Below are 26114 nucleotides of genomic sequence, written 5' to 3' on the forward strand. Positions count from 1 at the left end.
TAATAATTCCCTTATTCATAAAAGCGTTAGCATTGCGGCCCTAAGAAACGTCGCTCCCAAGCCCCTATCTCACTCAAATAACTTTGGAATTCAATTTCCTTCACCGATACAAAGCCAGTGACAAAATCGTCCCCGAGTAAGCGTCGTGCCGAATCACTTTGGCGCATTTGCGTTAACGCAGCTAAAAATGTCTGCGCGAGGTCATGGCTGCTATCGTAGGCGCTCCCTGTTTCTGGTGCACTTGGCGATAATTTTTCTTCCATTCCGGCAAGGCCCGCAGCCAAAGATGCGGCAATCATCAAATACGGATTGGCATCGGCGCCCGCAATACGATTCTCTACCCGTCTCGCCACCGGAGCACTCAATGGCACACGTAAGCCAGTGGTGCGATTATCAACACCCCAACTTAAATTAATCGGCGCTTGACTGCCGGAAATGTAACGTCTAAATGAATTGATATTGGGTGCGAATAACAACATTAAATCAGGTAGATACTTTTGTAATCCGCCGATGTAGTGGTGAAAACGGTCAGTGTCACTACCATCAGCATGGCTGAAAATATTATGACCTTTATCATCGACGACACTTTGATGTAAATGCATAGAACTGCCGGGTTGACCCGCTATGGGTTTCGCCATAAATATCGCATTCAAGCCATGTTTTATGGCGATTTCTTTCGCCGCGTATTTGAACATAAAGGCTTGATCCGCTAAGGCCAGCGGATCGCCATGCACTAGGTTAATTTCATATTGCGATAGCCCCATCTCGTGGATCCAAGTATCACCTTTAATCCCAATCACATCGATGGCGGCATTAAACTCATCCCAAAATGGCGCGAGTTCATTGAGCATATTCATGCTAAACGCAGATTGACCATTTTCAGCTCGGCCACTTTTTGAAATGGGTGCCTGATACGGCACACTCGGATCGGTATTGGCTTCAGTCAGATAAAACTCAATCTCAGGGGCCACCACGGGCGTTAACCCAAGGGCTTGGTAACGGGCCAACACATTTTTTAACATAGAGCGCGGCGCAAATGGACATAAATTGCCATCCAGTAATACGCAGTCATGGATGGCAAATGCGCGCGGCACTGTGCTCCATGGGATCATCTTGAGAGTGCTGTAATCGGGGACGAGTAAAAGATCAGGATCAGCATCAGGGAAAACAGGATCGTAGGAATACTCACCGGTAATCGCTTGCATCGAAATCGCTTGGGCAATACGTAATTCAGCACCCTGAGCAAAACTTCGGGCTGGCATAAGCTTTCCCCTTGGATAGCCTGAAATATCAGGGAATAAACATTCGACATCACGTATTGTGCCGTGCTCGAAAAACGCAGTAAGAAGAGTTGAGTCCATTTGATTCGTTTGCCACTAATGTTGAAAATAATGCCCTGAAGGATGCAAAGTATAATCAGGCTTTGATTTGAAAAGCTACATGGCGACGATGAAATATGTAAAATATAAATGACAATTCCGTAAAATATAATTTGACATCAGTTGAAAATATTCATTTAACAGTGTAATCGTGTTTATCCTAGTTCAAGCCTCATCACTCTTTACTCACCCTTTACTCACTCTAGCCGCCTAACCCCATTACGGCAGACATAAAAAAACCAGCCGTAGCTGGTTTCTTATATTAATCGTGACAGAAGTTATGCAATCACAATAAAGCCGATAAATGCTATTACTGCTGCGATAAGTGCATAAGGTAACTGAGTCACAGCATGACTCACTAAGTTACAACCTGAGCCTTGGGCGGCCAATACGGTTGAATCTGAGTAGAAGCACGCTTGGCTACCAAATGATGATGCAGACAATAAGGCCCCAATGACTAATGGGATGTCCGCCCCAACCGCTTGCGCTAATGGCATCACGATAGGAATCGTCACGGCAAATATACCCCAGCTCGAACCTGTGGCAAATGCGAGTATAGCCATAGATAAGAACACTACCGCAGGCAGCAATTTAGGTGTCATAAATGGGCTTAATGATTCAATGACATACTGCGGCAGTAATAACTGATCGCACACATCCTTAAACACAAACGCCGCAATCACAGTGCTAATGGCCGGTAGCATGCTTTTAAAGCCATCGATCATTTGGTCCATCATCTCTGAAAATGGCATCAAACGCTGCACTGCATAATAAGGAATCGTGATAACTAAGGTCGCCAGCAAGCCTTTCCACACGTCGATATCAAAGTACACGGTAAAGGCAACTAACAAACCAATAGGCACTAAAAAGTTATGCAGTTTGCCCTGATTATCGGCGTGCTTAAATTCCTCTTCTATGGCTTTAACCGCATATTCATCCGAAGTTTGCACTTGGTCGAAATCCACTTGCGCTTCAGCGGGTTCACCTTGGGCAGCGCGCAGCTGCGCAGTCTTCATTGGACCAATGGCGGGCACAATACCTAATGCGACAAGTAGCACCATAGCCACAGCTAACCAAGCATAAAGCATGTAAGGAATGGCTTGCATATAAACTGCAATGCCTTGACCTTCGGCTGCCACACCGTTATCCACCAGTAATCCACCAAAAAATACCGCCCAAGTCGATAATGGCACTAACACGCACACGGGCGCGGCGGTGGAGTCCACGACATAGGCGAGCATTTCACGGGACACTTTAAATTTATCCGTTACACGCTTCATGGTTTCACCCACGGTCAACGCATTGAGATAGTCATCGATAAAAATCACGATCCCAAGGATAAATGTCATTAATAAGGAAGATTTAGGTCCTTTCGCCAATTTAAGTGCATTGCGGCCAAACGCTAATGCGCCGCCAGTTCGAACTAAAAGTGCGATAAGTGCGCCAAAACCACCACACACCAGAATCAACCAACCTATGGTTTCATCGGCCATAACCTTCAATGACACACTAGCAAAATTGTTTAAGACTTGACTGGGATCGAGTAACAGGAAACCGGTTACCGCACCTATGATCAAAGATAAAATAGGACGGCGTAACCAAATAGCTAACACCAATACCACCAAAGGTGGAATGAGACTTAACGCTGTCGGTTCAGACATGCACTTAGGTCCTCTAAATAAATCGCCTAAAAGGCAAATGGTTTTAGAATAACGTCTGAAATCAACACGATTCAGAACGTCAACACAGCTGCTTCATGATGACTAACCCTGAAGATAAAACCCGCGAATTGCTTGCTATCTAAGGTGCCTTGCCAAAAACATCGCGCAGAAAATAAAGCGCATCGAATATTGAGTCAACTATAAATTTAACTTGATAGAAAATAAATTTATTTCCCGCGAGACAATTTTACATAACCGTATAATCTAGAAGACTTTTAACGCGATTGTAACTTAAACATTTATGATCTTCTTAGCTTAATAAGCATTCAATAAATATGCCTAACTATCACAAGATAAAATGCCGCTTACATAAGTTTACCTTATCAAAAATCTGTGATTAAAAATCAACCATTAAGTATCAGCTAAAATACATTTTCTTCTGTCACGATTAATATGGCTAATATAGAGAAATCAAATATGAGTCAGCTAATGAAAACGCATTTTCATCTTTCGAAATGAAAAAACATAAACAAGATTCCCCTACCAACTCAATAGATAAATAATCTTAAAATCATGCCAATATCGGAATATAAAACTTGTGCAGATTTCTTTAATCGACTGTTAAAGCATATTTAACTGAGGGATATTTATAAAAAAAGCGCAATTCTGTGCTTATCCCCCCTTTCATCTGCAATGAAATTTCGTTATGGTGCGCTAACTTAAGCCAAAACTTTATGCATGTTCCGAGGTGTAAATGCGCCCTATCATCAAATCCAACAAGCTGGATACCGTTTGCTATGACATCCGCGGCCCAGTGCACAAGGAAGCCAGACGTTTAGAAGACGAGGGGCATCGAATCCTCAAACTCAACATTGGTAATCCGGCCCCCTTCGGTTTCGAAGCGCCTGAAGAAATTGTGCGCGATGTGATCCTCAATTTACCCAGTGCCCAAGGCTACTGTGAGTCAAAAGGATTATTCTCTGCCCGTAAGGCCATAGTGCAGCATTATCAAGCCCAAGGGATTTTTGGTGTCGATATCGAAGATATCTATATAGGTAACGGCGTTTCAGAACTCATTATGATGGCGATGCAAGGCCTGTTAAATACCGATGATGAGATCTTAATCCCCTCACCAGACTATCCCCTGTGGACAGCTGCGGCGAATCTCGCGGGCGGCAAGGCTGTGCATTATCGCTGCGATGAAGAAGCGGACTGGTTCCCCGATCTCAACGACATTAAAAGTAAAATTTCATCACGTACTCGCGGCATAGTGCTGATTAACCCGAACAACCCAACCGGAGCGGTATACAGCAGAGAATTACTGCTGCAAGTGGTTGAACTGTGTCGTCAACATGATCTCATCCTTTTTGCCGATGAAATTTACGATAAAATTTTATACGACGAAGCCAAACATATTCCTGCTGCGGGTCTATCAGATGATATTTTAACTGTTACTTTTAACGGTTTATCAAAGGCTTATCGTGCAGCAGGATTTCGTGTTGGTTGGATGATGTTATCTGGCAATCTTAAGGCTGCTAAAAGTTACATCGAAGGCTTAGAAATGCTGTCCTCGATGCGCCTCTGTGCAAACGTGCCCAATCAACATGCGATTCAAACCGCGCTCGGCGGTTATCAGAGTATTAACGAGCTTATTTTGCCTAATGGCCGCCTCACAGTCCAAAGGGATGCCTGTTACGAATTACTTAACCAAATTCCAGGTGTGAGCGTTAAAAAACCCAAGGGCGCACTCTATGCCTTCCCGAAACTGGATATGAAGAAATTCAACCTAAGGGATGATGAGCGTTTAGTGCTGGATTTGCTCAGAGAAAAGAAAATCCTGTTAGTCCATGGCAGCGCCTTTAACTGGCCTGAGCCCGACCATTTACGAGTGGTTTTCTTGCCCTATAAAGAAGATCTGAAGAAAGCATTTACCGAGTTTGGTGCCTTCCTCGAAAACTATCGACAATAGAATATCCCTTTAACGGTTTGAGACATAAAGCGATCCTAGTGGTCGCTTTATTTTTAGCTATTTATTTAAATCCTCTACGCTCATGCTCACGTGTCATCCAAGGCTGTGATAATCTAAGACTTCATTAGCGTCAATACTGCCTATTCACTCGTTTCATGTCTTCCAATGCAGCTTGTCGCCTTTCTATTCACTCATTAGCAGGAAAACTATGAGTCACTTATTTGCCCATTTAGCTCGCATGAAACTGATCCAACGCTGGCCTTTGATGTACAACGTTCGCACTGAAAATGTTCAGGAACACTCGCTACAAGTCGCCATGGTCGCCCATGCACTGGTAATCATCAGCAATAAAAAGTTCGGCACGACGCTTGATCCCCATCAAGCCACGAGTCTGGCGATTTTTCACGATGCCAGTGAAATTCTGACGGGTGATTTACCGACGCCGGTGAAATACTTCAATAAAGAAATCGAAGCCGAGTATAAAAAGATTGAGGCGATTGCCGAGCAGCGCATGCTGGATATGGTGCCTGAGGAATTTAAAGAAGATTATCGTAGCCTCTTTATAAGCGATTACGCCGATCCTATTTACAAGAGCATAGTGAAATCCGCCGATACCCTGTGCGCTTACCTTAAATGTCTTGAAGAAAACCGCGCGGGCAACAGTGAATTCAATACCGCCCGTAAACGCCTCGAAGACATGCTGGCGACAAATCCTGATCCCGCAGTACAGTATTTTATGAACTGCTTTGTACCCAGTTTCACCTTGAATTTAGACGAAATTAACAAGATGCTTTGATTTTCCACTCTCGCTAGGAATGCATATGACTTCAAGTGTTTGGCAAGAACGCCGTCATGGTGAAGATAAACAACGGCGTAACGATCACCGCAGCCCTTACCAAAGAGACAGGGCGCGTATTCTCCACTCGGCCGCCTTTCGCCGCCTTCAGGCCAAGACCCAAGTGCTCGGCGTTGGCATGAATGACTTCTATCGCACCCGATTAACCCACTCACTCGAAGTCTCGCAAATTGGCACTGGCATAGCCGCGCAGCTCAGACGCAAATATCCACAACATAAACAACTACTTTGCTCTATGAGCTTATTAGAGTCCCTGTGCTTGGCCCACGATATTGGTCATCCTCCCTTCGGCCACGGTGGTGAAGTCGCATTGAATTACATGATGCGCGACCACGGCGGTTTTGAAGGTAACGGCCAAACCTTTCGAATTCTCTCGAAGCTTGAGCCCTATACATTAGATTTTGGGATGAACTTGTGTCGGCGTACCATGCTCGGGATTTTGAAATACCCTGCGCCGCACTCGAAGCTGTTTGTCGCGGGCGAGCATAGTGAAATCACCAACCACAGACAGTTAAAACCGTCACAATGGCCGCCGGTTAAGGGCATTTTCGACGATGATAACGACATCTTCGCTTGGGTGCTTGAGCCTTTATCTGAGGCAGATAGCCGTCGTTTTACATCGACTCAGCAAGGTTCACACCCCGCCCTGCACCACTATCCGCATCTGCGAACCCAGTTTAAATCCTTCGATTGCTCAATTATGGAACTAGCTGATGACATCGCCTATGCGGTGCACGATCTCGAAGATGCGATTGTGATGGGCATAGTCACAGCGTCCCAGTGGCATCAAGATGTGGCGCCGACACTGACGAACAGCAGTGATGCGTGGATACGACAAGAGCTTGCCGATATTGGTAATAAGCTGTTTTCCCATGAGCATCACTTGCGTAAAGATGCCATAGGCACACTCGTTAATGGCTTTGTCACCGCTATTGTTATCTCAGAAGATGACGTGTTCGAAGAGCCATTATTGCGCTTTAATGCAACATTAGAGCCCGAATTTGCCATTGCGCTCAATGTGCTCAAGCAACTGGTTTATAAATACGTGATCCGTAAACCTGAGATCCAAATGCTCGAATATAAGGGCCAGCAGATTGTGATGGGATTATTCGAAGCCTTCGCTTCCGATCCCGAGCGTTTACTGCCACTGAACACCCAAGAGCGCTGGCGCGAAAGTGAGCAACAAGGCTTAAACAGTCACAGAGTGTTGGCGGACTATATTTCAGGGATGACAGATGAGTTTGCGGGGCGACTGTATCAACAGCTATTTAGCCCCAAAGCCGGCTCGAATGTGGAACTGAGCAAGGAAATGTAGGCAAGCAGGCATTGCACGGCCGACTTGCTATAAATCCAGACCGTTTGTAAATGTGCGAGTTACTGTAAAAACCCGACTTTCTGCAGAGTCAGCGATCACAGCCGTTCTTTATCAAAATGCGAAAGATAAAAGACAAAAAACCACCTTGCGGTGGTTTTTTATTTTGTCACTATTTCAAGCTCGATTTATAAAGCGCCGATGGCATCTTTACAAAGTTGAATGATACGATCCCAATCGCCGTGTTCCATTGCATCCGTTGGCGCAATCCAACTACCACCAATACAATCGACGTTTTTCAGCGCTAAATAATCTTTATAGCTACTTGGCGTAATGCCACCTGTTGGGCAGAAGCGAATATCCGCTAGCGGACCCGAGAAGGCTTTAAGAGCATCAACACCACCCGAAGCTTCAGCTGGGAAGAATTTAAAGTGGGTGTAACCGAGCGCCATCCCCGTCATCACTTCTGAAATGCTCGCAACCCCTGGAATTAAAGGGATTGGACCATGCATACCCGCTTTGAGCAGTTCAACCGTCGCGCCTGGGGTAATAATAAACTGCGCACCCGCGGCAATCGCAAGATCAAGCTGAGCTTCGTTTAAGATAGTCCCTGCGCCGACTAAGGCCTCAGGCACTTCTTTGGCGATTTTAGTGATAGCTTCGAGTGCACAAGGCGTACGCAAAGTCACTTCTAATACGCTAATGCCGCCGGCAACCAGTGCTCGCGCTAATGGCACCGCATGTTCAATCTTGTTAATCACCATAACAGGAACAATAGGGCTGCGTTTAAAAATATCTTGTGGCTGTAGTGACCAGTTATTCTCAAGCATTGCGTTATTCTTCCTTTGTATTAATAAAGTTCATCGATGGCATTAGTACAACGCGCACCAGTTTCTGGACTACTTAGATTTGAACGTAGCGCACTAAATAACTCGCGGCCCATGCCATAACGTGAGCGATGTAAATCCACTATTCCCGCGGCTCTGGTGGCAAGTTCAGCTTCAGATACAAGCAGGCTCAGTTCGCCTGTTAACGCATCGACACGGATCAAGTCGCCATCTTGGACTTTGGCAATTAAACCGCCATCTAAGGCTTCTGGCGTCAAGTGAATGGCCGCAGGGACTTTACCCGACGCGCCAGACATACGACCGTCGGTCAGCAGCGCGACTTTAAAGCCTTTGTCCTGAAGCGTTCCCAATAGTGGGGTTAACTTGTGCAGTTCTGGCATACCGTTGGCTTTCGGGCCTTGACCTTTAACCACGACAACACAATCTCTATCCAAAGCACCGGCTTGGAACAAGGCATCGAGTTTGTTTTGATCGTCAATCACCACAGCGGGCGCTTCAACGACACGATGTTGTTCTTGTACTGCTGACACTTTGATCACAGCGCGGCCTAAGTTACCTTTGAGTAACTTTAAGCCACCGTTGCTTTGGAAAGGTGATGCGACTGACGTTAACACTTCAGTATCTAAGCTAGTCGTTGGACCATCGACCCAGCGCAATTCACCGTCGAGCAACCTTGGCTCTTGGGTATAACGGCGTAAACCAAAGCCCGCAACGGTATTCACATCTTCATGCAATAAACCCGCATCGAGCAATTCTTTGATTAAGTACGCCATGCCACCGGCTGCATGGAAATGATTAATATCGGCATGACCGTTTGGATACACGCGCGCCACTAATGGTACGGCATCAGATAATTCAGAAAAATCATCCCAGTTCACAATAATACCGGCAGCACGAGCCGCGGCGACAATATGCATCGTCAAGTTAGTAGAACCACCAGTAGCCAAAAGTGCCACAATGCCGTTAACCACAGACTTTTCGCTAACCACTTCACCGATTGGGGTATATTGAGTCCCCATTTCAGTTAAACGGCACACTTGCTTAGCCGCCATCTTATTTAACGCTTCGCGCAGTGGATCATCAGGATTCACAAAAGATGATCCCGGTAACTGCAGACCCATCACTTCAAGCATCAACTGATTCGAGTTTGCCGTGCCGTAGAAAGTACAGGTTCCTGCACTGTGGTAAGACTGAGCTTCAGCTTCTAATAGCTGTGCACGGTCTACTTTACCTTGGGCAAATTGTTGACGGATACGGGCTTTTTCTTTGTTCGGGATACCTGATTTCATCGGCCCTGCCGGCACGAATAACATAGGTAAGTGACCAAAACTTAAGGCGCCGATAAGTAAACCTGGAACAATTTTATCGCAAATGCCGAGCAGTAAAGCGCCATCGAACATGTTGTGAGACAAACCCACAGCCGTTGCCATCGCAATCACTTCACGACTCAGTAAGCTCAATTCCATACCGGGTTGACCTTGAGTCACACCATCACACATGGCCGGAACACCGCCTGCCACTTGTGCAACACTGCCGACTTCCTGACAGGCTTTTTTCAGCAATTCAGGATAGCTTTCATAGGGTTGGTGCGCAGATAACATATCGTTAAATGCCGTCACTATGCCGATGTTCGCCTTATTCAATTGACGCAATGCATTTTTGTCGTCTGGATTACAGGCGGCAAAACCATGGGCTAAGTTGCCACAGCTCAATGAGCTACGGTGTACACCATGGTTACGGGCATCATTCAATGCGGCGAGATAACCTTCACGTGACGCTTTGCTACGGGCAATAATTCTGTCGGTAACAGCTTGAACTACTGAGTGTATTTCTACTGAGTGCATAGTGACTCCTTAAGCGCTCCAGAACACATCAACGGGCGTTTTACGCTGCGCTAATACGGCTCTGATAGGCATAGCATGGACATCATCACTTTCTAACGCTTGACGATATACGGATAATTTCTGTTCCCCGACCAAGTGCAGATAAATTTGTCTGCTGTTCAGAATCGCACTCTTAGAGAGCGTAATTCTACCATGGGGCGCTGTGGTGGGGTTCGTCGCCACACACAAGGCTTGGGTTGTGAGCGCATTTTCAAGCTCAGCACTGCATGGAAACCAAGAGCAGGTATGACCATCGTTACCCATGCCTAACACCACCACATCAAAGGGACGTGGGAAGTTAGACAAGGACTCGGCGGCCATATCAGCACCCGCTTCTGCGGTCGAAAACATGTTTTTTAAACCGCGGAATTTGGCATTCGCCGCACGGTTTTGTAATAAATGTTCACGCACGAGACGCTCATTAGAAGCATCGGCGTCGGCTTCAACCCAGCGCTCATCGGCAAGCGTGATATAAACATCACTCCAATCGATGGATTTCATGCTCAATAGTTGAAATAACTTAAGCGGCGTCGAACCACCGGAAACCACTAAGCTCGCTTTTCCGCGGGCATCGACGGCTTCCTGCAACTGGCTCGCAATCTTGCTGGCCAATTGCTGTTCTAACGCACTTGGCGTATCGAAAGATTTGAATACGGTTTCTTTAATCATCAAAGTCTCCTACTCGTCCCACGAACGGCCATCTTTGGTAATCAAAGCAACTGACGCAACTGGACCCCAAGTACCCGCAGGATAAGGTTTTGGTTTTTCGTTGCTTTGTTCCCACGATTGGATAATGCCATCCACCCAAGTCCATGCCTGCTCGACTTCGTCACGGCGCACGAACAGCGCTTGATTACCGAGCATAGCTTCGAGTAATAGACGCTCATAGGCATCGGCGATACGTTCATTTTTGAAGGTATCAGAAAAGCTCAAATCGAGTTTAGTGGTTTGTAGACGTTGTTTCTGCTCCAAACCTGGCACTTTGTTCATCATCTGGATTTCAACCCCTTCATGGGGCTGCAGACGGATCGTCAGCTTGTTCGGTGGCAGATTACGGTAGCTTGAGCGATATAAGTTATGCGGTGGGTTTTTGAAATACACCACAATTTCAGAGCTCTTAAACGGCATACGTTTACCGCTACGTAAATAGAAAGGCACGCCCGCCCAACGCCAGTTGTCGATATCCACACGAATAGCCACGAAGGTTTCTGTGTGTGATTGAAGGTTGGCGCCTTCTTCTTCTAAATAACCCGGTACTGGACTGCCCTTTAAGAAGCCTGCGCTGTACTGACCGCGTACGGTATTTTCATACACATTGTCAGAATTAATCGGACGCAGTGATTTAAGTACTTTAACTTTTTCATCACGGATGCTGTCAGCGTCTAAGTTAACGGGTGGGTCCATAGCAACGAGCGTTAACACTTGCAGCAAATGGTTTTGGATCATGTCGCGCATCTGACCCGCTTTGTCAAAGTAACCCCAACGGCCTTCGATACCCACTTCTTCTGCGACTGTGATCTGGACGTGGTCAATCGTACGGTTGTCCCACTTAGAAGCAAATAAAGAGTTCGCAAAACGCAGGGCAATCAAGTTCTGTACGGTTTCTTTACCTAAGTAATGGTCGATACGGTAAACCTGACGTTCTTTGAAGTAAGCGGAAACTTGGTCATTGATAACGCGAGAAGAGTCTAAATCTGAGCCGATGGGCTTTTCGAGCACCACGCGTGAATCTGGGTGGATAAGATCTTGTTCATGCAAACAACGGCAAATGTCGCCGAATATTGCAGGTGGCGTAGCAAAGTAACTGACCATAACGCGCTCTTCTGGTTTGAGCAGATCATGGAAGGCACTGTAGCCCGCTGAATCGGTAAAGTTAGTGCCTATATAGTGGCAGCGGGACAGAAAACGTTGGAGAGTCTCTTCGCACAAAGGCTCTTTCACGAAGGTGTTTAATGCAAGCGTGACTAATTCGATAAACTCATCTTGAGTAAACTCGTCTTTCGCGACACCGATCACTTTCGTATCTTTATCGAGAAGTTCAGCTTTATCTAGCTGGTATAAAGAAGGTAACAACTTGCGTCGTGCCAAATCGCCTTTAGTACCAAAGAGTACGAAGTCACAAGCTTTGGCGCCTGATGTTGTTTTGCCCATTGCGTTACGATCTCCTTTGTATGTCGTGTCCCTTCATGTCGATGAAGAAATCCACACTTTTGTTGTAATATAACAACAGAATTTGTTAAATGCATCTATTTTTATAAATATTAACATTCTTGCTAACTAGTCACTTGCTGCATAAATCTGATATGCTTTTTGTGCTTAAATTACTGAAGGTAGTAAAGTCTTATTTCAAAATTGTACTGAAAAGTTACTACATAGAGTCTATTAGTGGGCTGCCAGTCTTGATCTGCTCCCACGAAATAAAAATAAATAAAATTACATTCTCAATTTAGCGGACATACGCGTATGAATACCCTAGAAAAGGTTCAAAAAAGCCTCACCCATTTTAGTAAATCAGAACGCAAAGTTGCAGAGGTGATCTTAGCATCACCACAGACAGCTATACATTCTAGCATCGCCACACTGGCTAAGATGGCAGATGTCAGTGAACCTACTGTGAATCGTTTCTGCCGCCGCTTAGATACTAAAGGTTTCCCTGATTTTAAGTTACATCTAGCACAAAGTCTTGCGAACGGTACACCTTATGTGAGCCGCCACGTTGAAGAAGATGATTCGACTGAGTCTTACACGACAAAAATATTCGAATCTTCAATGGCTTCGCTCGATACCGCACGTCAAAGCCTAGACATTTCAGCCATTAATAAAGCCGTTGATATTCTCACTCAAGCTAAGACTATTTCCTTTTTTGGCCTAGGCGCATCCGCTTCAGTTGCCCATGACGCGCAAAATAAATTCTTCCGCTTTAATGTCCCTGTCATCTGTTTTGACGATGTTCTAATGCAACGCATGAGCTGTATTAACAGTAATGAGGGCGATGTGGTGGTATTGATTTCGCACACTGGCCGCACTAAGTCATTGATTGAAATAGCGCGTTTAGCGAGAGAAAATGGTGCAGCTGTGATTGGTATTACCGCCCGCAACTCGCCTTTGTCAATGGAATGTACACTGCCCGTGACAATGGAAGTGCCAGAAGATACAGACATGTATTTACCTATGGCCTCGCGTTTAGCCCAATTAGTCACTATAGATGTATTGGCAACGGGTTTTACCTTACGTAGAGGCCCACGTTTCCGCGATAATTTGAAACGAGTGAAAGAAGTGTTAAAAGAGTCTCGCATCAATAAAGATCCGATACTGTAACTCACTTCCTTTTCTAAAAATGGTTAGTGTTGATCCTTAACCTAGCCATTTATCGTGCAAATATCAGCGATACCTCACAATTTTCATACATAACTTTAGATCAATTTGATTGTAACTTTACTACAAAATTTGGAATTGCATGGTAATATAGTCCCAAGATTTTTTTTAACTTTAACGGAGTATCCTTATGTTCCGCAGAACCAAAATCGTCACCACTCTAGGTCCCGCTACCGATCGTGATGATAATCTACGCCGCATCATCGCGGCAGGTGCAAACGTTGTACGTCTTAATTTCTCCCACGGTTCCCCCGAAGATCATCTAAAACGAGCAACTCAAGCGCGCGAAATCGCTAAAGAGTTAGGCGTTCATGTGGCCATTCTCGGTGACTTACAAGGCCCTAAAATCCGCGTTTCTACTTTCAAAGACAATAAGAAAGTACAACTCGTATTAGGTCAAGCCTATGTACTTGATGCCGAGTTAGCCAAAGGTGAAGGCGACGAGACCCAAGTGGGTATCGATTACAAGCAATTGCCAGACGATGTGACTGTTGGTGATATCCTGATGTTAGATGATGGCCGTGTTCAATTACGCGTTGAGCGTGTTGAAGGCCGTAAAGTGCATACCACAGTGACTGTGGCAGGCCCTTTATCTAACAACAAAGGTATTAACAAACAAGGCGGCGGACTTTCTGCTGCTGCGCTGACCGAAAAAGACAAGGCTGACATTCTCACTGCAGCAATGATCCAAGTGGATTATTTAGCCGTGTCTTTCCCGCGCAGTGGTGCTGACTTGGACTATGCACGCGATCTTGCCCGTCAAGCAGGTTGTAATGCGTTGATCGTTGCTAAAGTTGAACGTGCTGAAGCGGTTGCGACCGATGCCGCTATGGATGATGTTATCTTAGCGTCTGACGTTGTTATGGTTGCCCGTGGTGACTTAGGTGTTGAAATTGGTGATGCTGCACTCGTTGCAGTACAAAAGAAGTTAATCGCCCGTTCACGCCAACTGAATAAAGTCGTCATCACTGCCACCCAGATGATGGAATCGATGATTTCAAGCCCAATGCCAACCCGCGCCGAAGTAATGGACGTGGCGAACGCTGTGCTTGATGGTACCGATGCTGTGATGTTATCTGCTGAAACTGCTGCCGGTGACTTCCCAGAAGAAACCGTTAAGGCAATGGCAAATGTGTGTGTTGGCGCTGAATCTCACCCAAGTGTGATTGTGTCTAAACATAGATTAGATGTGCGTTTCACTTCAGTTGAAGAGACCATTGCGCTATCAACTATGTATGCAGCAAACCACCTAGAAGGCGTTAAGGCGATTATCGCTCTGACTGAATCAGGTGCAACACCACAGTTGATGTCTCGTATCAGTTCTTCACTGCCAATCTTGGGTTTATCACGTCACGCAACAACCCTAGCCAAAATGGCCTTGTACCGCGGCGTGTTGCCAATCTACTTCGATTCAACTATCCACCCAGCCGATGAGCTAGCGCAAAAAGCGTTAGAAGCATTAACAGCGGCTGGTTATTTGAATAGCGGTGATATGGTATTAATGACCAAAGGCGATGCAATGGAAACGATTGGCGGCACTAACACCTGTAAAGTGTTGATCGTAGCTTAAGTTGCTTAAGCTTCTTCTAACAACTCAAGCGCGTTAGAAAAAAGCCAATAAAAAACCACCTCATGAAGGTGGTTTTTTTATATTGACTGTTTTCTGTAAGTGCAGATTTCTGTTGGTGCTGATTCATCGGTCTCTCATTGCTGAGGGAAATCCAAGCGGCCCAAGCGGCGTAGCCATCGAACTTAACACCGCTTAGACCAAACTGCACTAACATTAAACGCTAACATTAAACGCTAACATCAAACACTAACAATCACTATAACGCTTCGAAATCATTCACATTAATTGCCGCTAAGCGCAGCTTATCAGCATGCTGTAACTTTTGTTCTTCGTCGGCAGTGATAACGCCAGTCTCGAGTGCTTTTGCAAACAAGACGAGATTCGGCACTTTTGCTGGCAACTCACCGGCACGCTGCGCTTTCTTCAGTTTTTTATAGATATCTTTACAGGCATATTGCGCGATAAATGCTTGCTCAACTTCAGCAATACCACCCTTATCCCCTTCAAATTCAGGACATAAGAAAGTAATACGTTCACGAGCAGGGCCAGGCTTCAACATACCGCTAACTAAATCGGTCGCCATTTTGTCGCTCGGTGCAGTGAAGTGATTACCCAGAGGGAAAATTAAGCCGCGCAGTAACCAGGCCACAGGACGGCTTGGGAAGTTACGAATCGTGTCTTCCAACGCTTTCGCCGCCAAGTGCAAACGATTGGCCATTACATAACGTACCGCAGGCAAATCGTCCTGTTGACGGCCATTATCTTCAAACAACTTCAAGGTTGCTGAGCCTAAATATAACTGGCTGAGCACATCACCCATACGTGCTGAGAGCATTTCTTTGCGTTTTAAATCGCCGCCCATGATCAGCATTGATAAATCTGTCATTAAGGCTAATGCAGACGAAATACGCGACATATCTTTATAGTACTGCTTAGTTTCACCGCTCACTGGCGCACTGCCAAAACGGCTACCGCTTAACGCGCTAAACAAAGCACTGAAAGCATTACGCGTGGCATAACCCATGTGACCCATTAATAACGCATCAAAACGCTCTAAGGCTTCATGTTGGTTTTCCATCGCTGCGGCTTCCATTTCGGCAAGCACGTATGGATGGCAGCGAGTCGCACCTTGACCAAAAATCATCAACGAGCGGGTTAGAATATTCGCGCCTTCCACAGTGATCGAAATTGGATTCGACATATAAGGGTGGCCTAAATAGTTTTTAGGTCCTAATTGAATGCCCTTACCCGATTGAATATCCATGGCATCGTTCATCACTGAACGGCCTAATTCAGTCATGTGGTACTTAGCTATCGCGGTCACGACCGAAGGTTTAACTTTAAGATCGATACCCGTGGTTGTTAAACGGCGTGCGGCTTCTAACTGATAAGTGTTGGCAATAATACGCGCCAGCGCTTCTTGCACCCCTTCAAACTGGCCAATTGCCATACCAAACTGGTGACGCACATAGCTGTAAGCCGTTGTCGTCTTCGTCGCCATGTGACCAGAAGCCGTAGCCAATGCTGGCAATGAAATACCGCGGCCCGCTGACAAACACTCAACCAGCATACGCCAGCCTTTACCAGCAAACTCAGGGCCACCGATAATCCAATCGAGCGGAATAAACACTTCTTTACCTTGAGTAGTACCGTTCATAAACGCCATACCCAGCGGATTATGACGACGACCAATCACCACACCAGGATGATCCGTTGGGATCAACGCACAGGTAATGCCTAAGTTTTTCTTATCGCCAAGCAGACCTTCAGGATCGCGCATTTGGAACGCTAACCCCAGCACTGTTGCTACAGGAGCCAGCGTGATATAACGCTTATCCCATGTAAGTTTAAGCCCAAGCATTTCTTCGCCGTTGAAAGTATCACGACACACAATACCGACATCGGGGATAGCGCCGGCATCACTGCCCGCTTCTGGACCGGTTAATGCAAAACAAGGAATTTCATCGCCTTTAGCTAAAGCAGGTAACCAACGTTCTTTCTGCTCGCTCGTACCATAGTGGGTCAGCAACTCACCAGGGCCTAAAGAGTTCGGCACCATCACAGTCACAGCGGCGCTTACGCTACGGCTGGCTAATTTGCTGACAATGGTCGAGTTTGCATAGGCAGAGAAAGCTTTACCACCAAATTTCTTCGGAATGATCAGTGCGAAGAAACCTTCTTTCTTAAAGTATTCCCACAGCTCCGGCGGTAAATCCTTGCGGTTATGCACTATGTCGAAATCATCGATCATCGTCAGTGCTGTCATCACTTGATTATCAATAAAGTCTTTTTCTTCAGCTGTCAGCGTCGGCTTACCGTAGCTGTGCAAGGTATTCCAGTTAGGATTTCCGCGAAATAACTCCCCTTCCCACCAGACATCACCGGCTTCCATCGCTTCGCGCTCGGTATCTGAAAGTGGCGGCAAGACCTTCTTGAAAAAACTAAAAACTGGGCGGGTAATAAACTGCATCCGGATATTTTTCACCGCAAACAACACGACAATGGCTATCAGGGCAAGAATTATAATCGTCAACATTATCAAGACCTTTTAATTAAGAAGAAACGGGGACTGATACACCAGCCGCCATGTAGGGGATCACTTTACGGATCACGGCTTCGATGTCGTTATGCTCACCAAACTCAGCAGCAGCAATGTCATTTAGGGCATCAGCGGACGCCATAGTGAACACGATAGTGCCTAAGGTAAAGTGTAAGCGCCAAAACATTTCAGCGGGTGGAATATGTGGTGCACTGGCCGAAACGGCTTTAACAAAAGCATCGAGATGCTGGCCGTAATGGGTAGTAATAAACCAACGTAAATGCCCTTGGCTTTCGATATAGCCACGGCCTAAAAGCTGCAGGAAGATCGTGGTACCTTCGGTACGTAGCGCGTTTAAATCCAATAAAGGATCGACCAAAGAAGACAGGATCTCTTCGAGTGTAGCTTGTGCTGGAGCGGCATTTAAACGGTGAATTTGGCTTGAAGCAGCAGGCATAAATACGTCTAAATAGCGGGCTAACACTGCACGGATCAGCTCTTTTTTAGAACCAAAGTGATAATTGACCGATGCTAAATTCACCTCAGCTTTGCTGGTAATGAGTCGCAAGGAAGTCTCAGAAAAGCCCCGTTCGGCGAACAGTTTTTCTGCGGCATCAAGTATTCTAGTTTTTGTATCGGATCGACTTGCCATTCCGTGACCTTGAATTAATTTAAAACACTCGTTTAAATTAAACATTGGCACCACGGATGTCAAACTAAAATTGGACAAATTCACCGCTTTCTAGTCTGTGATACAAGCGGTATGTCGTACATGTCCGAATAAGTGTTAAAAACAAGTCAATTAACCCTTGTGCAATAACCCTGTGGTTTAGGTAAACTGTGTAACACAAAAACAACAAGGAAAACTAGACATGGTTATTTCATTGAATCGTCGCAGTAAAATCGCCCTCACAGTGGCACTCGCGCTGGGATTAACGGCCTGTAATGATGCACAAAGTAAAACAGACAAAACAGACAAAACAGCTACTGCAGAAGCAGCTGTCATCAATATCGCCCCAGATAAAGCACAAGCCATTGCTTTTATTAACGATGCTGAAGCCAAGATGGCCGAATTATCGATTGAATCTAATCGCGCCGAGTGGATTTACAGCAACTTTATTACTGATGATACCGCGGCCCTGTCTGCCGCAGTCGGCGAAAAGGTCAGTGCCGCGTCGGTAAAATTTGCAACCGAGGCGGCTAAGTATGCCAATGTGCAACTCGATCCCGTAAATGCCCGCAAGCTCAATATCCTGCGCAGTGCGTTAGTGTTACCCGCGCCGCTCGATCCTGCGAAGAATACCGAGCTGGCGCAAATTAGTTCAGAATTAAATGGCTTGTACGGCAAAGGAAAATACTGTTTTGCCGACGGCAAGTGTATGACTCAGCCTGAGCTATCGAGCTTAATGGCCGAATCACGAGATCCCGTAAAATTACTGGAAGCGTGGAAAGGCTGGCGTGAAATAGCTAAACCCATGCGCCCCTTGTTTCAACGCGAAGTTGAACTGGCCAATGAAGGCGCAAAGGATCTCGGTTATGCCAACCTGTCTGAACTATGGCGCAGTCAATACGATATGAAGCCCGATGACTTTTCACAGGAACTCGACCGTCTTTGGGGCCAAGTTAAGCCACTTTATGAGTCCTTGCACTGCTACGTACGGGGAGAATTGAATAAAGAGTACGGCGATACCGTCGCACCGACCACTGGACCCATCCCGGCACACTTACTTGGCAACATGTGGGCCCAGCAATGGGGTAATGTGTATGATCTCGTCGCCCCTGACAATGCCGATCCGGGTTACGATGTCACTGAGTTACTGGCAAAGAAAGGCTATGACGAGCATAAAATGGTGAAACAAGCCGAAGGCTTCTTCACATCATTAGGGTTCGCATCATTGCCAGAAAGTTTTTGGGCACGTTCTCTATTCGTTCAGCCAAAGGACCGTGATGTGGTTTGTCACGCTTCGGCGTGGGATCTCGATAATCTCGACGATATCCGCATTAAAATGTGTATCCAAAAAACTGCCGAAGATTTTAGCGTTATCCACCACGAACTTGGGCATAACTTCTATCAACGCGCTTATAAGCAACAACCCTTCCTGTTTAAAAACAGCGCTAACGACGGTTTCCATGAAGCAATTGGTGACACGATTGCACTGTCAATCACGCCAAGCTATTTAAAGCAAATCGGCTTATTAGAAGAAGTACCTGATGCATCTAAGGATATCGGCCTCTTACTAAAACAAGCCTTAGACAAAATTGCTTTCTTGCCCTTTGGCCTGATGATAGATCAGTGGCGCTGGAAAGTGTTTAGCGGCGAAATCACGCCCGCCCAATATAACCAAGCTTGGTGGGATCTGAGGGAAAAATACCAAGGCGTCAAAGCACCAACTGAACGTAGTGAAGCAGATTTTGATCCGGGTGCTAAATACCATGTACCAGGCAATGTACCCTACACCCGTTACTTCCTAGCGCATATTTTGCAATTCCAATTCCATCAAGCGCTGTGTGAAACTGCAGGCGATAAAGGTCCGGTACACAGATGCAGTATTTATGGCAATCAAGCCGCGGGAGATAAACTCAATAAGATGCTCGAGTTAGGCTTAAGTAAACCTTGGCCAGAAGCATTGAAAGAAGTCACCGGCAAAGAAGCCATGGATGCAAAAGCGGTGCTCGATTACTTCGCACCACTTAAAACATGGTTAGATGAGCAAAATACCACCGCAAACCGCCAGTGTGGTTGGTAAGGGTTTATTAAATCATCACCCAATAACATAAAACAAAATGCCCAATAAAATTGGGCATTTTTATTCAATACTTATCTGTTTAATCTAACGCCATCCCATGCCTTTACGATTGGCTTCACGGTTTTCAAGCTTGAGCTGTTCTGACTTAGTTAACATCACATAAAGTGCCCCAGCACCGCCCTGCTCGGTTTTCGCCGAATGATAGGCAAGCACCATGTCGAGTTGTGATAACCAATAGCACACAGCGGATTTGAGCAATCCCGCAAAGGGTTGACTCTGATAGCCTTTACCGTGGATCAACATGACACAGCGTTCACCATGTGCCTGCGCTGCCAGTAAATAGTTAAGGACGGCATCACGAGCTTGGTTTAACCGATAAGCATGCACATCAAGCTCCATCTTGATGCTGTATTGCCCCATTCGGAGTCGTTTAAAAACGCCGCCCTGTACCCCCTCACGCTTAAAGCTCACAATGTCATCTGGCGCTTGCTGTGGAAACGCTTTTAAATCCAGTGGCATACACGCTAGGAAGGCTTCCCGTTGTAAAGCATCGCGTCTGTGTATTTGCTCAGCCGTCAACGCTTTCGGTGCTAAATTTACCACTGGCATATCGCCTTTTAGTGGCACGACTCCAGCCATTTCCTCAAAAAACAGTGCTGATTCATCATCCAGCATGGCAAGCTCCTTTACTTCACACTCTTGTACAGAAACACACTTTGTAAACATTCAAGGCTTTAGTTCAGCGGGCGCCTCCATTATAGTGACGCCATGATTGCCAGATTAGAATAAAGTAATGAAATTTTTGCCGCTAGTCCTGATGTGCTTATTGTCACTGCCATGCTTAGCCAATCCAGCTAAAACTCATACAAAATCCACTGATGATCAATTGATCAACGCTAATTATCCTTTGTTTATTAGCGCTTTTAATCAATTGTCCCCTGAGGTGACTCGTGAGATTTACGCTGATGACGCTAGCTACTTATCTGAGAGTCAAAGTAAAGAAATTTACTATGGACGAGACAATATTGTCGCCATTTACAAGAAGTTTTTCGATAAAATCCGCGCCAAAAAAGCCACTATTGACGTGGATTTCCGCATTACTAAACGCAAAATTATCGGTAATGGTGCCATAGATACAGGCTATTATTTGGTTCGATTTTACCCAGCACAAGAAACTGGCGAACCTGTGAGTGAATTTGCGGGCAAATTTGCTATTGGTACAGAAAAAGTCTCATCCACCCAATGGAAAGTGAGCTTAGATACCAATAACCGCGCAGAACCTAGCTATTATCTGAATGCGAAACCAGTGCCTAACTTGTATTATGGTCGCCAATTTCCGCCTTTACCTGCGGGTAAAAAATTACCCTAATGTTAATGCCTATTACGTTTAAATGGACTATCTCACATCTAACGCATTTAGATAGAAATCGAATAAATTTAAACAAATACAATTAAATTAAAGATTTAGCTAACATGACTACAACTAAGCAAACCTGTCCCTGTGGCAGTGGGCTAAGCTATCAAGATTGCTGTGGTCCACTGCATACGCATGTAGACACTGGGCAAGTGATTGCCCGTACACCTGAACAGCTTATGCGCTCACGCTACTGCGCATTTGTATTGAAAAATTTTGATTACATTTTAAAAACACATCATCCAGACTATCTAAATGGCCTTACTCTCACGAGCCTCAATGCTGATCCTCATCCACATTGGTTAGGATTAGATGTACAGAGCAGTACTGAAACACCAAGCCACAATGCTCAAGCGGCGATAGTTGAACAACGACATGGCACTGTTACTTTTAAAGCTTGGTATAAGCTCGATGGTGAAATTGATGCTATCTATGAGCGATCCGAATTTATCTACCAAGCAAGTCGCTGGTATTACAGCCAAGGCCAGCAAATGACGGCTAAATTACCCGGTAGAAATGACCTCTGTATTTGCCATAGTGGCAAAAAATTCAAACAATGCTGCTTAAAATCTTAATAGGTATACAGTGCTGAACTGCACTGGAGAATGACGGTGAAGGTTTATAGTGCTGATTGAACAAGCACAGAGATGAATAATAAAGGCAACCTAGATTACAAACCTAGGTTGCCTTTATTTTATCGTGAGCAGCACATTTGAAATAATTGTAACTTTAGTGGGTTATGACTGAAGCGCTTTTAGCCGACAAGATAAATTGTGCAAACTCAGGCTCCCGTAATGCAGGGCTATAGAGATAACCCTGTGCCTGATGGCAAAAACTTTTCGCTAAAAACGCTTCTTGCTCAAGGGTTTCAACCCCTTCTGCCGTCAAAGATATATTTAATGCATTCGCCATGGCGATAATGGCTGACACAATTTCGCGACTTTCGCGGCTGACGGTAAGATCTGAAATAAACGAACGATCAATCTTAAGTTTACTGATCGGAAACTGCTTCAAATAACGCATAGAGCAGTAACCCGTCCCAAAATCGTCAATCGCGAGCCCTACGCCTAATTCCGCTAATTCTTGACATAACAAGGTCGCGTGGCGAATATCACCCATCAATTCAGTCTCTGTGATCTCTAAGATTAACGTCTTAGGTTTCAAGCGATAACGTGTCAACAACTGCCACACTTGCTCGAATAAATTACCACTGAAGAACTGGCGGGCCGACACATTCACATGCATTGTCATATCTGCATTATGATGCTGCCATAGGTTCAACTGTCGACAAGCAGCCTCTAAAACCCAGCTGCCGATGGAATTAATCATCCCCGACTGCTCAGCAATATCAATAAAGGAAGCTGGAAATAACACGCCTCTTTTAGGATGATGCCAACGGATTAAGGCTTCGGCGCCAATATAGGTATTCTGCTCAAGATCCCTCAGTGGCTGATAATAAAGCTCAAACTGACGACCACGGATCGCACTGTGTAAATCACGTTCTATCTGCGCATCCTCTTTAAATGCGCTCAATAACGTGCTGTTAAATACTTGGATTGCAGTGCCTTTTTTCTTTTTAGCATACTGCACTGCAATATCGGCACAGGTTAATGGGGCAAACAAACTCGCCACAGAGGCAATATCAACCACAGCTAAAGCAGGCTTTGGTTCGACTTGCTCGCGGCCGATTAAAATAGGCATGGCAAGATGTTGATACAGGCGCGTACTAAAATAATCGAGATCGTAAACCGCATTACCATCGGTCAACAGCACGGCAAATTCATCGCTGCCGACGCGGGCAATTTCGGTGGCCTTATTAATCTCAGAAAAATGTTTCAAACGGCGGGCAATTTCTATCAACAAACTATCGCCATTTTCATGACCATAGGTATCGTTAAAACGCTTAAATCCCACTAAATCAACTAATAACAACAGTCCCTTCGTGGTACGTTCAAGGACTCGATTAAAATGAGTACGGTTATGGAGTCCCGTTAATCCACAACGCCAAGCAAGCCGTTCAAGCTCTGACTTATAGTTATGCTCGTCGGTATTTTCTTCACACGAGACCAAGGCATAATGATTACCGCGATCGGTAATGAACTGACTCAGCACGTATGTCAGCCAATAACGACTGCCATCGGCACGACTAAACTGCACTTCGCCTTTGGCAATTTCGCCCCTAAAGATTTGCGCTAGGGTTTGCTCGGCTAATTGGGCATGCTGCTTGAAAAAAGCCAACTCACGGATATTCGCGCCGATAATCTGTTCACGGGGCATGCCAGTGATTTCACTGTGCGCCTGATTCACATACTCGACTTTTTCAGTATGCAGATTAATTAACATACTGATTTGTCGCGATTGTTCAGTGGCACAGCGAAATAAACTCAAGCTTTCTTCTTTATCGTAGCTGTGTTTTGTCGCTAAGGTCAGGGCTAATTGGTCGGCCATCTGGCACGCGAGGTGAATTTCACTGTCATGCCAGTGGGGAGTCAATTGTGCCCGCTCGATGCAGAGCACACCTTCGAGATGGCCATTGATACGAATGGCGATGTCAAGACTCGAGTTGATTTGCCGCGGGATAAAATAGCACTCAGCCAATTCACTTAAACGTGGATCGGTCAGGGCATTGCCTGCATCGATATGGCGCAGAGTTTTGAGCTCGTGTACATACCGGGGACAATCTTGTAATAACTTAGGTCTATGAATGTCTTGCAACATCATAGAACCAAATTGTGCGACGAGTGATTGGGTTTGTTGATCAGATGAAAAAGTCCACACTGATACCAAAGAAACCGCTAAATTCTGGCACAACAACTCTGTGGTTAACTCTGCCGTCTTTGTGAAATCGCCCTGCTGTTTTGCAGTTGACTGTACCAAAGACTCCAATAAATGCTGATGCTGACGTCGCTTCACGCTGGTTCCCTACAAAACTTCGTGTTGGGCTAAAGGTCTTTGCTGTTAGCAAACTTACCTCAAAATGTGGAATTAAGCTGATTGAATTATTCTTATTTGGAGGCAGATTACACTAACTGTTGTAAGCACAGCAACATGTGGCACAATTTATTACAATTTGGTTAACAATAGCAGCATTTTTAGGCAATTAGCGCGATTTCCGGATATCCATAACCGACTAAAAACTAAAGTGCTGCTTTAAAAATTACAGGCCGTTTTCCAATTGAAAAATCATTTTTTCCGCGCTGACATTGAAGGTCAGCAGTAAGTCGACGCCTTCAGTCTTAGTCACAAATTCAGTTTGCACTTCAGCAAATCGAGTTTGAGCGCGTGTTGCCATGCTTTCGGCATCCGCTTGAGCGCTATCGCCAACAAAATTTAACGTCAATAACGTATCGTGTTCATCAATAACGGCGCCGATATCGACAAAGCTGCCGCAATCGGTGCAAGTGTCATTCACTGTCGGGCTCTGTGCTTCTATTATGCCTTTCATCTGTATTCCTTAATGTATAGAGCGACTGATTAACGGCATCACTAAAATATGCTCGTTAAATTTTTAACGTGGTAAATTTTAACTCGATAGGTTAATACGAATTATAGGTAATTAAGCTTCAAGATAACTGGCTTTAGCTCACGCTTATTTATCGAAATGGATCAGATTGACTTAATGGGTATTGAAGACCACTTGCGGGAAGACGGCCTTAGGCTGAGGCGAGCAAAGACACAAGATTACGTTGGATTGCCAATTGATCAGCAAAGTGCATGATCTCGACTTTGGGCGCGGTTAGTTGGCCCCTTTGCCTCAGCTGAGTGACATGGTCACAGTTACTTAACGCTTCTGCCATTGCGACTGACTCGCCGCCACGGATGACTAAGGCTTCCGGTCGCAATGCTTGTTGTAATTGAAACGCACGTGGACCTTGAGCCATAAAAATACTGCTGTTATCAACCACTGGTTCAGCAGACGATAAATCCGCCATTAAACTTTGCTGCGGTGGCAATTCGAACTGACGTTGTAATTTTTGCGACATATCAAGTTCATTTTGCCATTGGAATTGCGCCATGTCCCGAGCGTCAACCGACAGTAACGACAGCAACAGGGCGAATTCGCCCCGTCTGTCGTTTTCTATCGCCGCGTTTAAGCGGGTGCCAATTTGGGCTTCGTTGACTAAAGGAACATCAATTTGCATAAAAAAACATCGTCAAAACAATTCGTTGTTAGTTAATCGACCATTTGATACATAACTTTAGGAATATTTTTAAATTGGGTATTTACATGGAAAAGGTTTCTGACTACTATGGCGGCCGCAATTGAGGAGGGGTTCCCGAGTGGCCAAAGGGATCAGACTGTAAATCTGACGGCTCAGCCTTCGAAGGTTCGAATCCTTCTCCCTCCACCATTTGCACTGCAAGTTTTATCGTGTTGTTCGAAAATGATGTAGAGTTTTACAAAAGCGTTAAAGGTATTCGTGGAGGGGTTCCCGAGTGGCCAAAGGGATCAGACTGTAAATCTGACGGCTCAGCCTTCGAAGGTTCGAATCCTTCTCCCTCCACCATCTTTATCTCTAACGCAGAGAATCATTTTCAAAGACTAAACATGGCCAATGTT

The 26114-nt window shown here is 45.4% G+C and carries 20 protein-coding genes and 2 tRNA genes; 10 read left to right on the forward strand and 12 right to left on the reverse strand.

The annotated features are described in order from the left end of the window. Nucleotides 1–26: 26 nt before the first annotated feature. Nucleotides 27–1361 (reverse strand): glutamine synthetase family protein, encoded by a 1335-nt coding sequence (locus L5M37_RS15200; RefSeq protein ID WP_317630098.1) that lies wholly within the window; start codon nucleotides 1359–1361, stop codon nucleotides 27–29. 296 nt (nucleotides 1362–1657) lie between these two features. Then, nucleotides 1658–3040 carry a Na+/H+ antiporter NhaC family protein gene (locus tag L5M37_RS15205; RefSeq protein WP_113939692.1) on the reverse strand — a complete coding sequence of 461 codons (1383 nt, stop codon included), beginning with the start codon at nucleotides 3038–3040 and terminating at the stop codon, nucleotides 1658–1660. 754 nt (nucleotides 3041–3794) lie between these two features. Between L5M37_RS15205 and L5M37_RS15210 the strand changes: the two genes are divergently transcribed. The 3 genes from L5M37_RS15210 to L5M37_RS15220 all read left to right on the forward strand — a co-directional run bounded on the left by L5M37_RS15210 (nucleotide 3795) and on the right by L5M37_RS15220 (nucleotide 7180). Further along, entirely contained in the window at nucleotides 3795–5009 is a 1215-nt protein-coding gene (locus tag L5M37_RS15210) for a pyridoxal phosphate-dependent aminotransferase (protein ID WP_131524175.1), read from the forward strand. Nucleotides 5010–5217: 208 nt separating this feature from the next. Further along, a complete protein-coding gene (gene yfbR / locus L5M37_RS15215; RefSeq protein ID WP_263201024.1) occupies nucleotides 5218–5805 on the forward strand; it encodes a 5'-deoxynucleotidase in 588 nt (195 codons plus the stop codon). Between the two features lie 25 nt (nucleotides 5806–5830). Further along, nucleotides 5831–7180, forward strand: a complete 1350-nt coding sequence (locus L5M37_RS15220; protein ID WP_263201026.1) for an anti-phage deoxyguanosine triphosphatase — start codon at nucleotides 5831–5833, stop codon at nucleotides 7178–7180. 185 nt (nucleotides 7181–7365) lie between these two features. Here L5M37_RS15220 and L5M37_RS15225 read toward each other — a convergent pair whose 3' ends face one another. The 4 genes from L5M37_RS15225 to zwf are packed head-to-tail and all read right to left on the reverse strand — an operon-like array spanning nucleotide 7366 to nucleotide 12059. Beyond that, complete coding sequence (locus L5M37_RS15225; RefSeq protein WP_263201028.1) at nucleotides 7366–8007, reverse strand: bifunctional 4-hydroxy-2-oxoglutarate aldolase/2-dehydro-3-deoxy-phosphogluconate aldolase; 642 nt, start codon at nucleotides 8005–8007, stop codon at nucleotides 7366–7368. A 20-nt stretch (nucleotides 8008–8027) separates the two neighbouring features. Further along, nucleotides 8028–9854 (reverse strand): phosphogluconate dehydratase, encoded by a 1827-nt coding sequence (gene edd, locus L5M37_RS15230; RefSeq protein WP_263201137.1) that lies wholly within the window; start codon nucleotides 9852–9854, stop codon nucleotides 8028–8030. A 24-nt stretch (nucleotides 9855–9878) separates the two neighbouring features. Beyond that, nucleotides 9879–10577, reverse strand: coding sequence for a 6-phosphogluconolactonase (gene pgl, locus L5M37_RS15235; protein WP_106650438.1), 699 nt, complete (start codon nucleotides 10575–10577; stop codon nucleotides 9879–9881). Nucleotides 10578–10586: 9 nt separating this feature from the next. Then, a complete protein-coding gene (gene zwf, locus L5M37_RS15240; protein WP_028759998.1) occupies nucleotides 10587–12059 on the reverse strand; it encodes a glucose-6-phosphate dehydrogenase in 1473 nt (490 codons plus the stop codon). Nucleotides 12060–12371: 312 nt separating this feature from the next. Between zwf and L5M37_RS15245 the strand changes: the two genes are divergently transcribed. Together L5M37_RS15245 and pyk are read left to right on the forward strand one after the other, a co-directional pair. Then, a complete protein-coding gene (locus L5M37_RS15245; RefSeq protein ID WP_006081563.1) occupies nucleotides 12372–13226 on the forward strand; it encodes a MurR/RpiR family transcriptional regulator in 855 nt (284 codons plus the stop codon). 187 nt (nucleotides 13227–13413) lie between these two features. Further along, a complete protein-coding gene (gene pyk, locus L5M37_RS15250) occupies nucleotides 13414–14853 on the forward strand; it encodes a pyruvate kinase (protein ID WP_105252459.1) in 1440 nt (479 codons plus the stop codon). A 256-nt stretch (nucleotides 14854–15109) separates the two neighbouring features. On the opposite strand, the gene L5M37_RS15255 is transcribed toward pyk, so the two are convergent. Next, a complete protein-coding gene (locus L5M37_RS15255) occupies nucleotides 15110–17389 on the reverse strand; it encodes an acyl-CoA dehydrogenase (protein ID WP_168825236.1) in 2280 nt (759 codons plus the stop codon). A gap of 16 nt (nucleotides 17390–17405) precedes the next feature. Further along, nucleotides 17406–18044 carry a TetR/AcrR family transcriptional regulator gene (locus tag L5M37_RS15260; protein ID WP_028760001.1) on the reverse strand — a complete coding sequence of 213 codons (639 nt, stop codon included), beginning with the start codon at nucleotides 18042–18044 and terminating at the stop codon, nucleotides 17406–17408. Between the two features lie 220 nt (nucleotides 18045–18264). On the opposite strand from L5M37_RS15260, the gene L5M37_RS15265 reads away from it, so the two are divergent. Then, entirely contained in the window at nucleotides 18265–20139 is a 1875-nt protein-coding gene (locus tag L5M37_RS15265) for a M2 family metallopeptidase (RefSeq protein ID WP_263201031.1), read from the forward strand. 84 nt (nucleotides 20140–20223) lie between these two features. On the opposite strand, the gene smrA is transcribed toward L5M37_RS15265, so the two are convergent. Then, a complete protein-coding gene (gene smrA, locus L5M37_RS15270) occupies nucleotides 20224–20814 on the reverse strand; it encodes a DNA endonuclease SmrA (RefSeq protein WP_198573474.1) in 591 nt (196 codons plus the stop codon). A gap of 118 nt (nucleotides 20815–20932) precedes the next feature. Here smrA and L5M37_RS15275 point away from each other — a divergent pair, with 118 nt between their 5' ends. Next, nucleotides 20933–21508 (forward strand): nuclear transport factor 2 family protein, encoded by a 576-nt coding sequence (locus L5M37_RS15275; protein ID WP_263201032.1) that lies wholly within the window; start codon nucleotides 20933–20935, stop codon nucleotides 21506–21508. A gap of 104 nt (nucleotides 21509–21612) precedes the next feature. Beyond that, nucleotides 21613–22128: a YchJ family protein gene (locus L5M37_RS15280; RefSeq protein ID WP_263201034.1), complete on the forward strand. Its 516-nt coding sequence runs from the start codon at nucleotides 21613–21615 to the stop codon at nucleotides 22126–22128. Nucleotides 22129–22282: 154 nt separating this feature from the next. On the opposite strand, the gene L5M37_RS15285 is transcribed toward L5M37_RS15280, so the two are convergent. The 3 genes from L5M37_RS15285 to L5M37_RS15295 all read right to left on the reverse strand — a co-directional run bounded on the left by L5M37_RS15285 (nucleotide 22283) and on the right by L5M37_RS15295 (nucleotide 25695). Continuing rightward, entirely contained in the window at nucleotides 22283–24466 is a 2184-nt protein-coding gene (locus tag L5M37_RS15285) for a putative bifunctional diguanylate cyclase/phosphodiesterase (protein ID WP_263201035.1), read from the reverse strand. Between the two features lie 244 nt (nucleotides 24467–24710). Then, nucleotides 24711–24998 carry a DUF406 family protein gene (locus L5M37_RS15290; protein ID WP_113939682.1) on the reverse strand — a complete coding sequence of 96 codons (288 nt, stop codon included), beginning with the start codon at nucleotides 24996–24998 and terminating at the stop codon, nucleotides 24711–24713. Nucleotides 24999–25206: 208 nt separating this feature from the next. Next, nucleotides 25207–25695: a VC2046/SO_2500 family protein gene (locus L5M37_RS15295; protein WP_263201037.1), complete on the reverse strand. Its 489-nt coding sequence runs from the start codon at nucleotides 25693–25695 to the stop codon at nucleotides 25207–25209. 125 nt (nucleotides 25696–25820) lie between these two features. Between L5M37_RS15295 and L5M37_RS15300 the strand changes: the two genes are divergently transcribed. Together L5M37_RS15300 and L5M37_RS15305 are read left to right on the forward strand one after the other, a co-directional pair. Beyond that, nucleotides 25821–25905 (forward strand) — tRNA-Tyr (locus tag L5M37_RS15300). Nucleotides 25906–25976: 71 nt separating this feature from the next. Further along, nucleotides 25977–26061: transfer RNA gene (locus L5M37_RS15305), tRNA-Tyr, on the forward strand. The last annotated feature ends 53 nt before the right edge of the window (nucleotides 26062–26114 follow it).

This window comes from Shewanella sp. SM69 (assembly GCF_025653985.1).
GTDB classification, from domain to species: domain Bacteria; phylum Pseudomonadota; class Gammaproteobacteria; order Enterobacterales; family Shewanellaceae; genus Shewanella; species Shewanella oncorhynchi.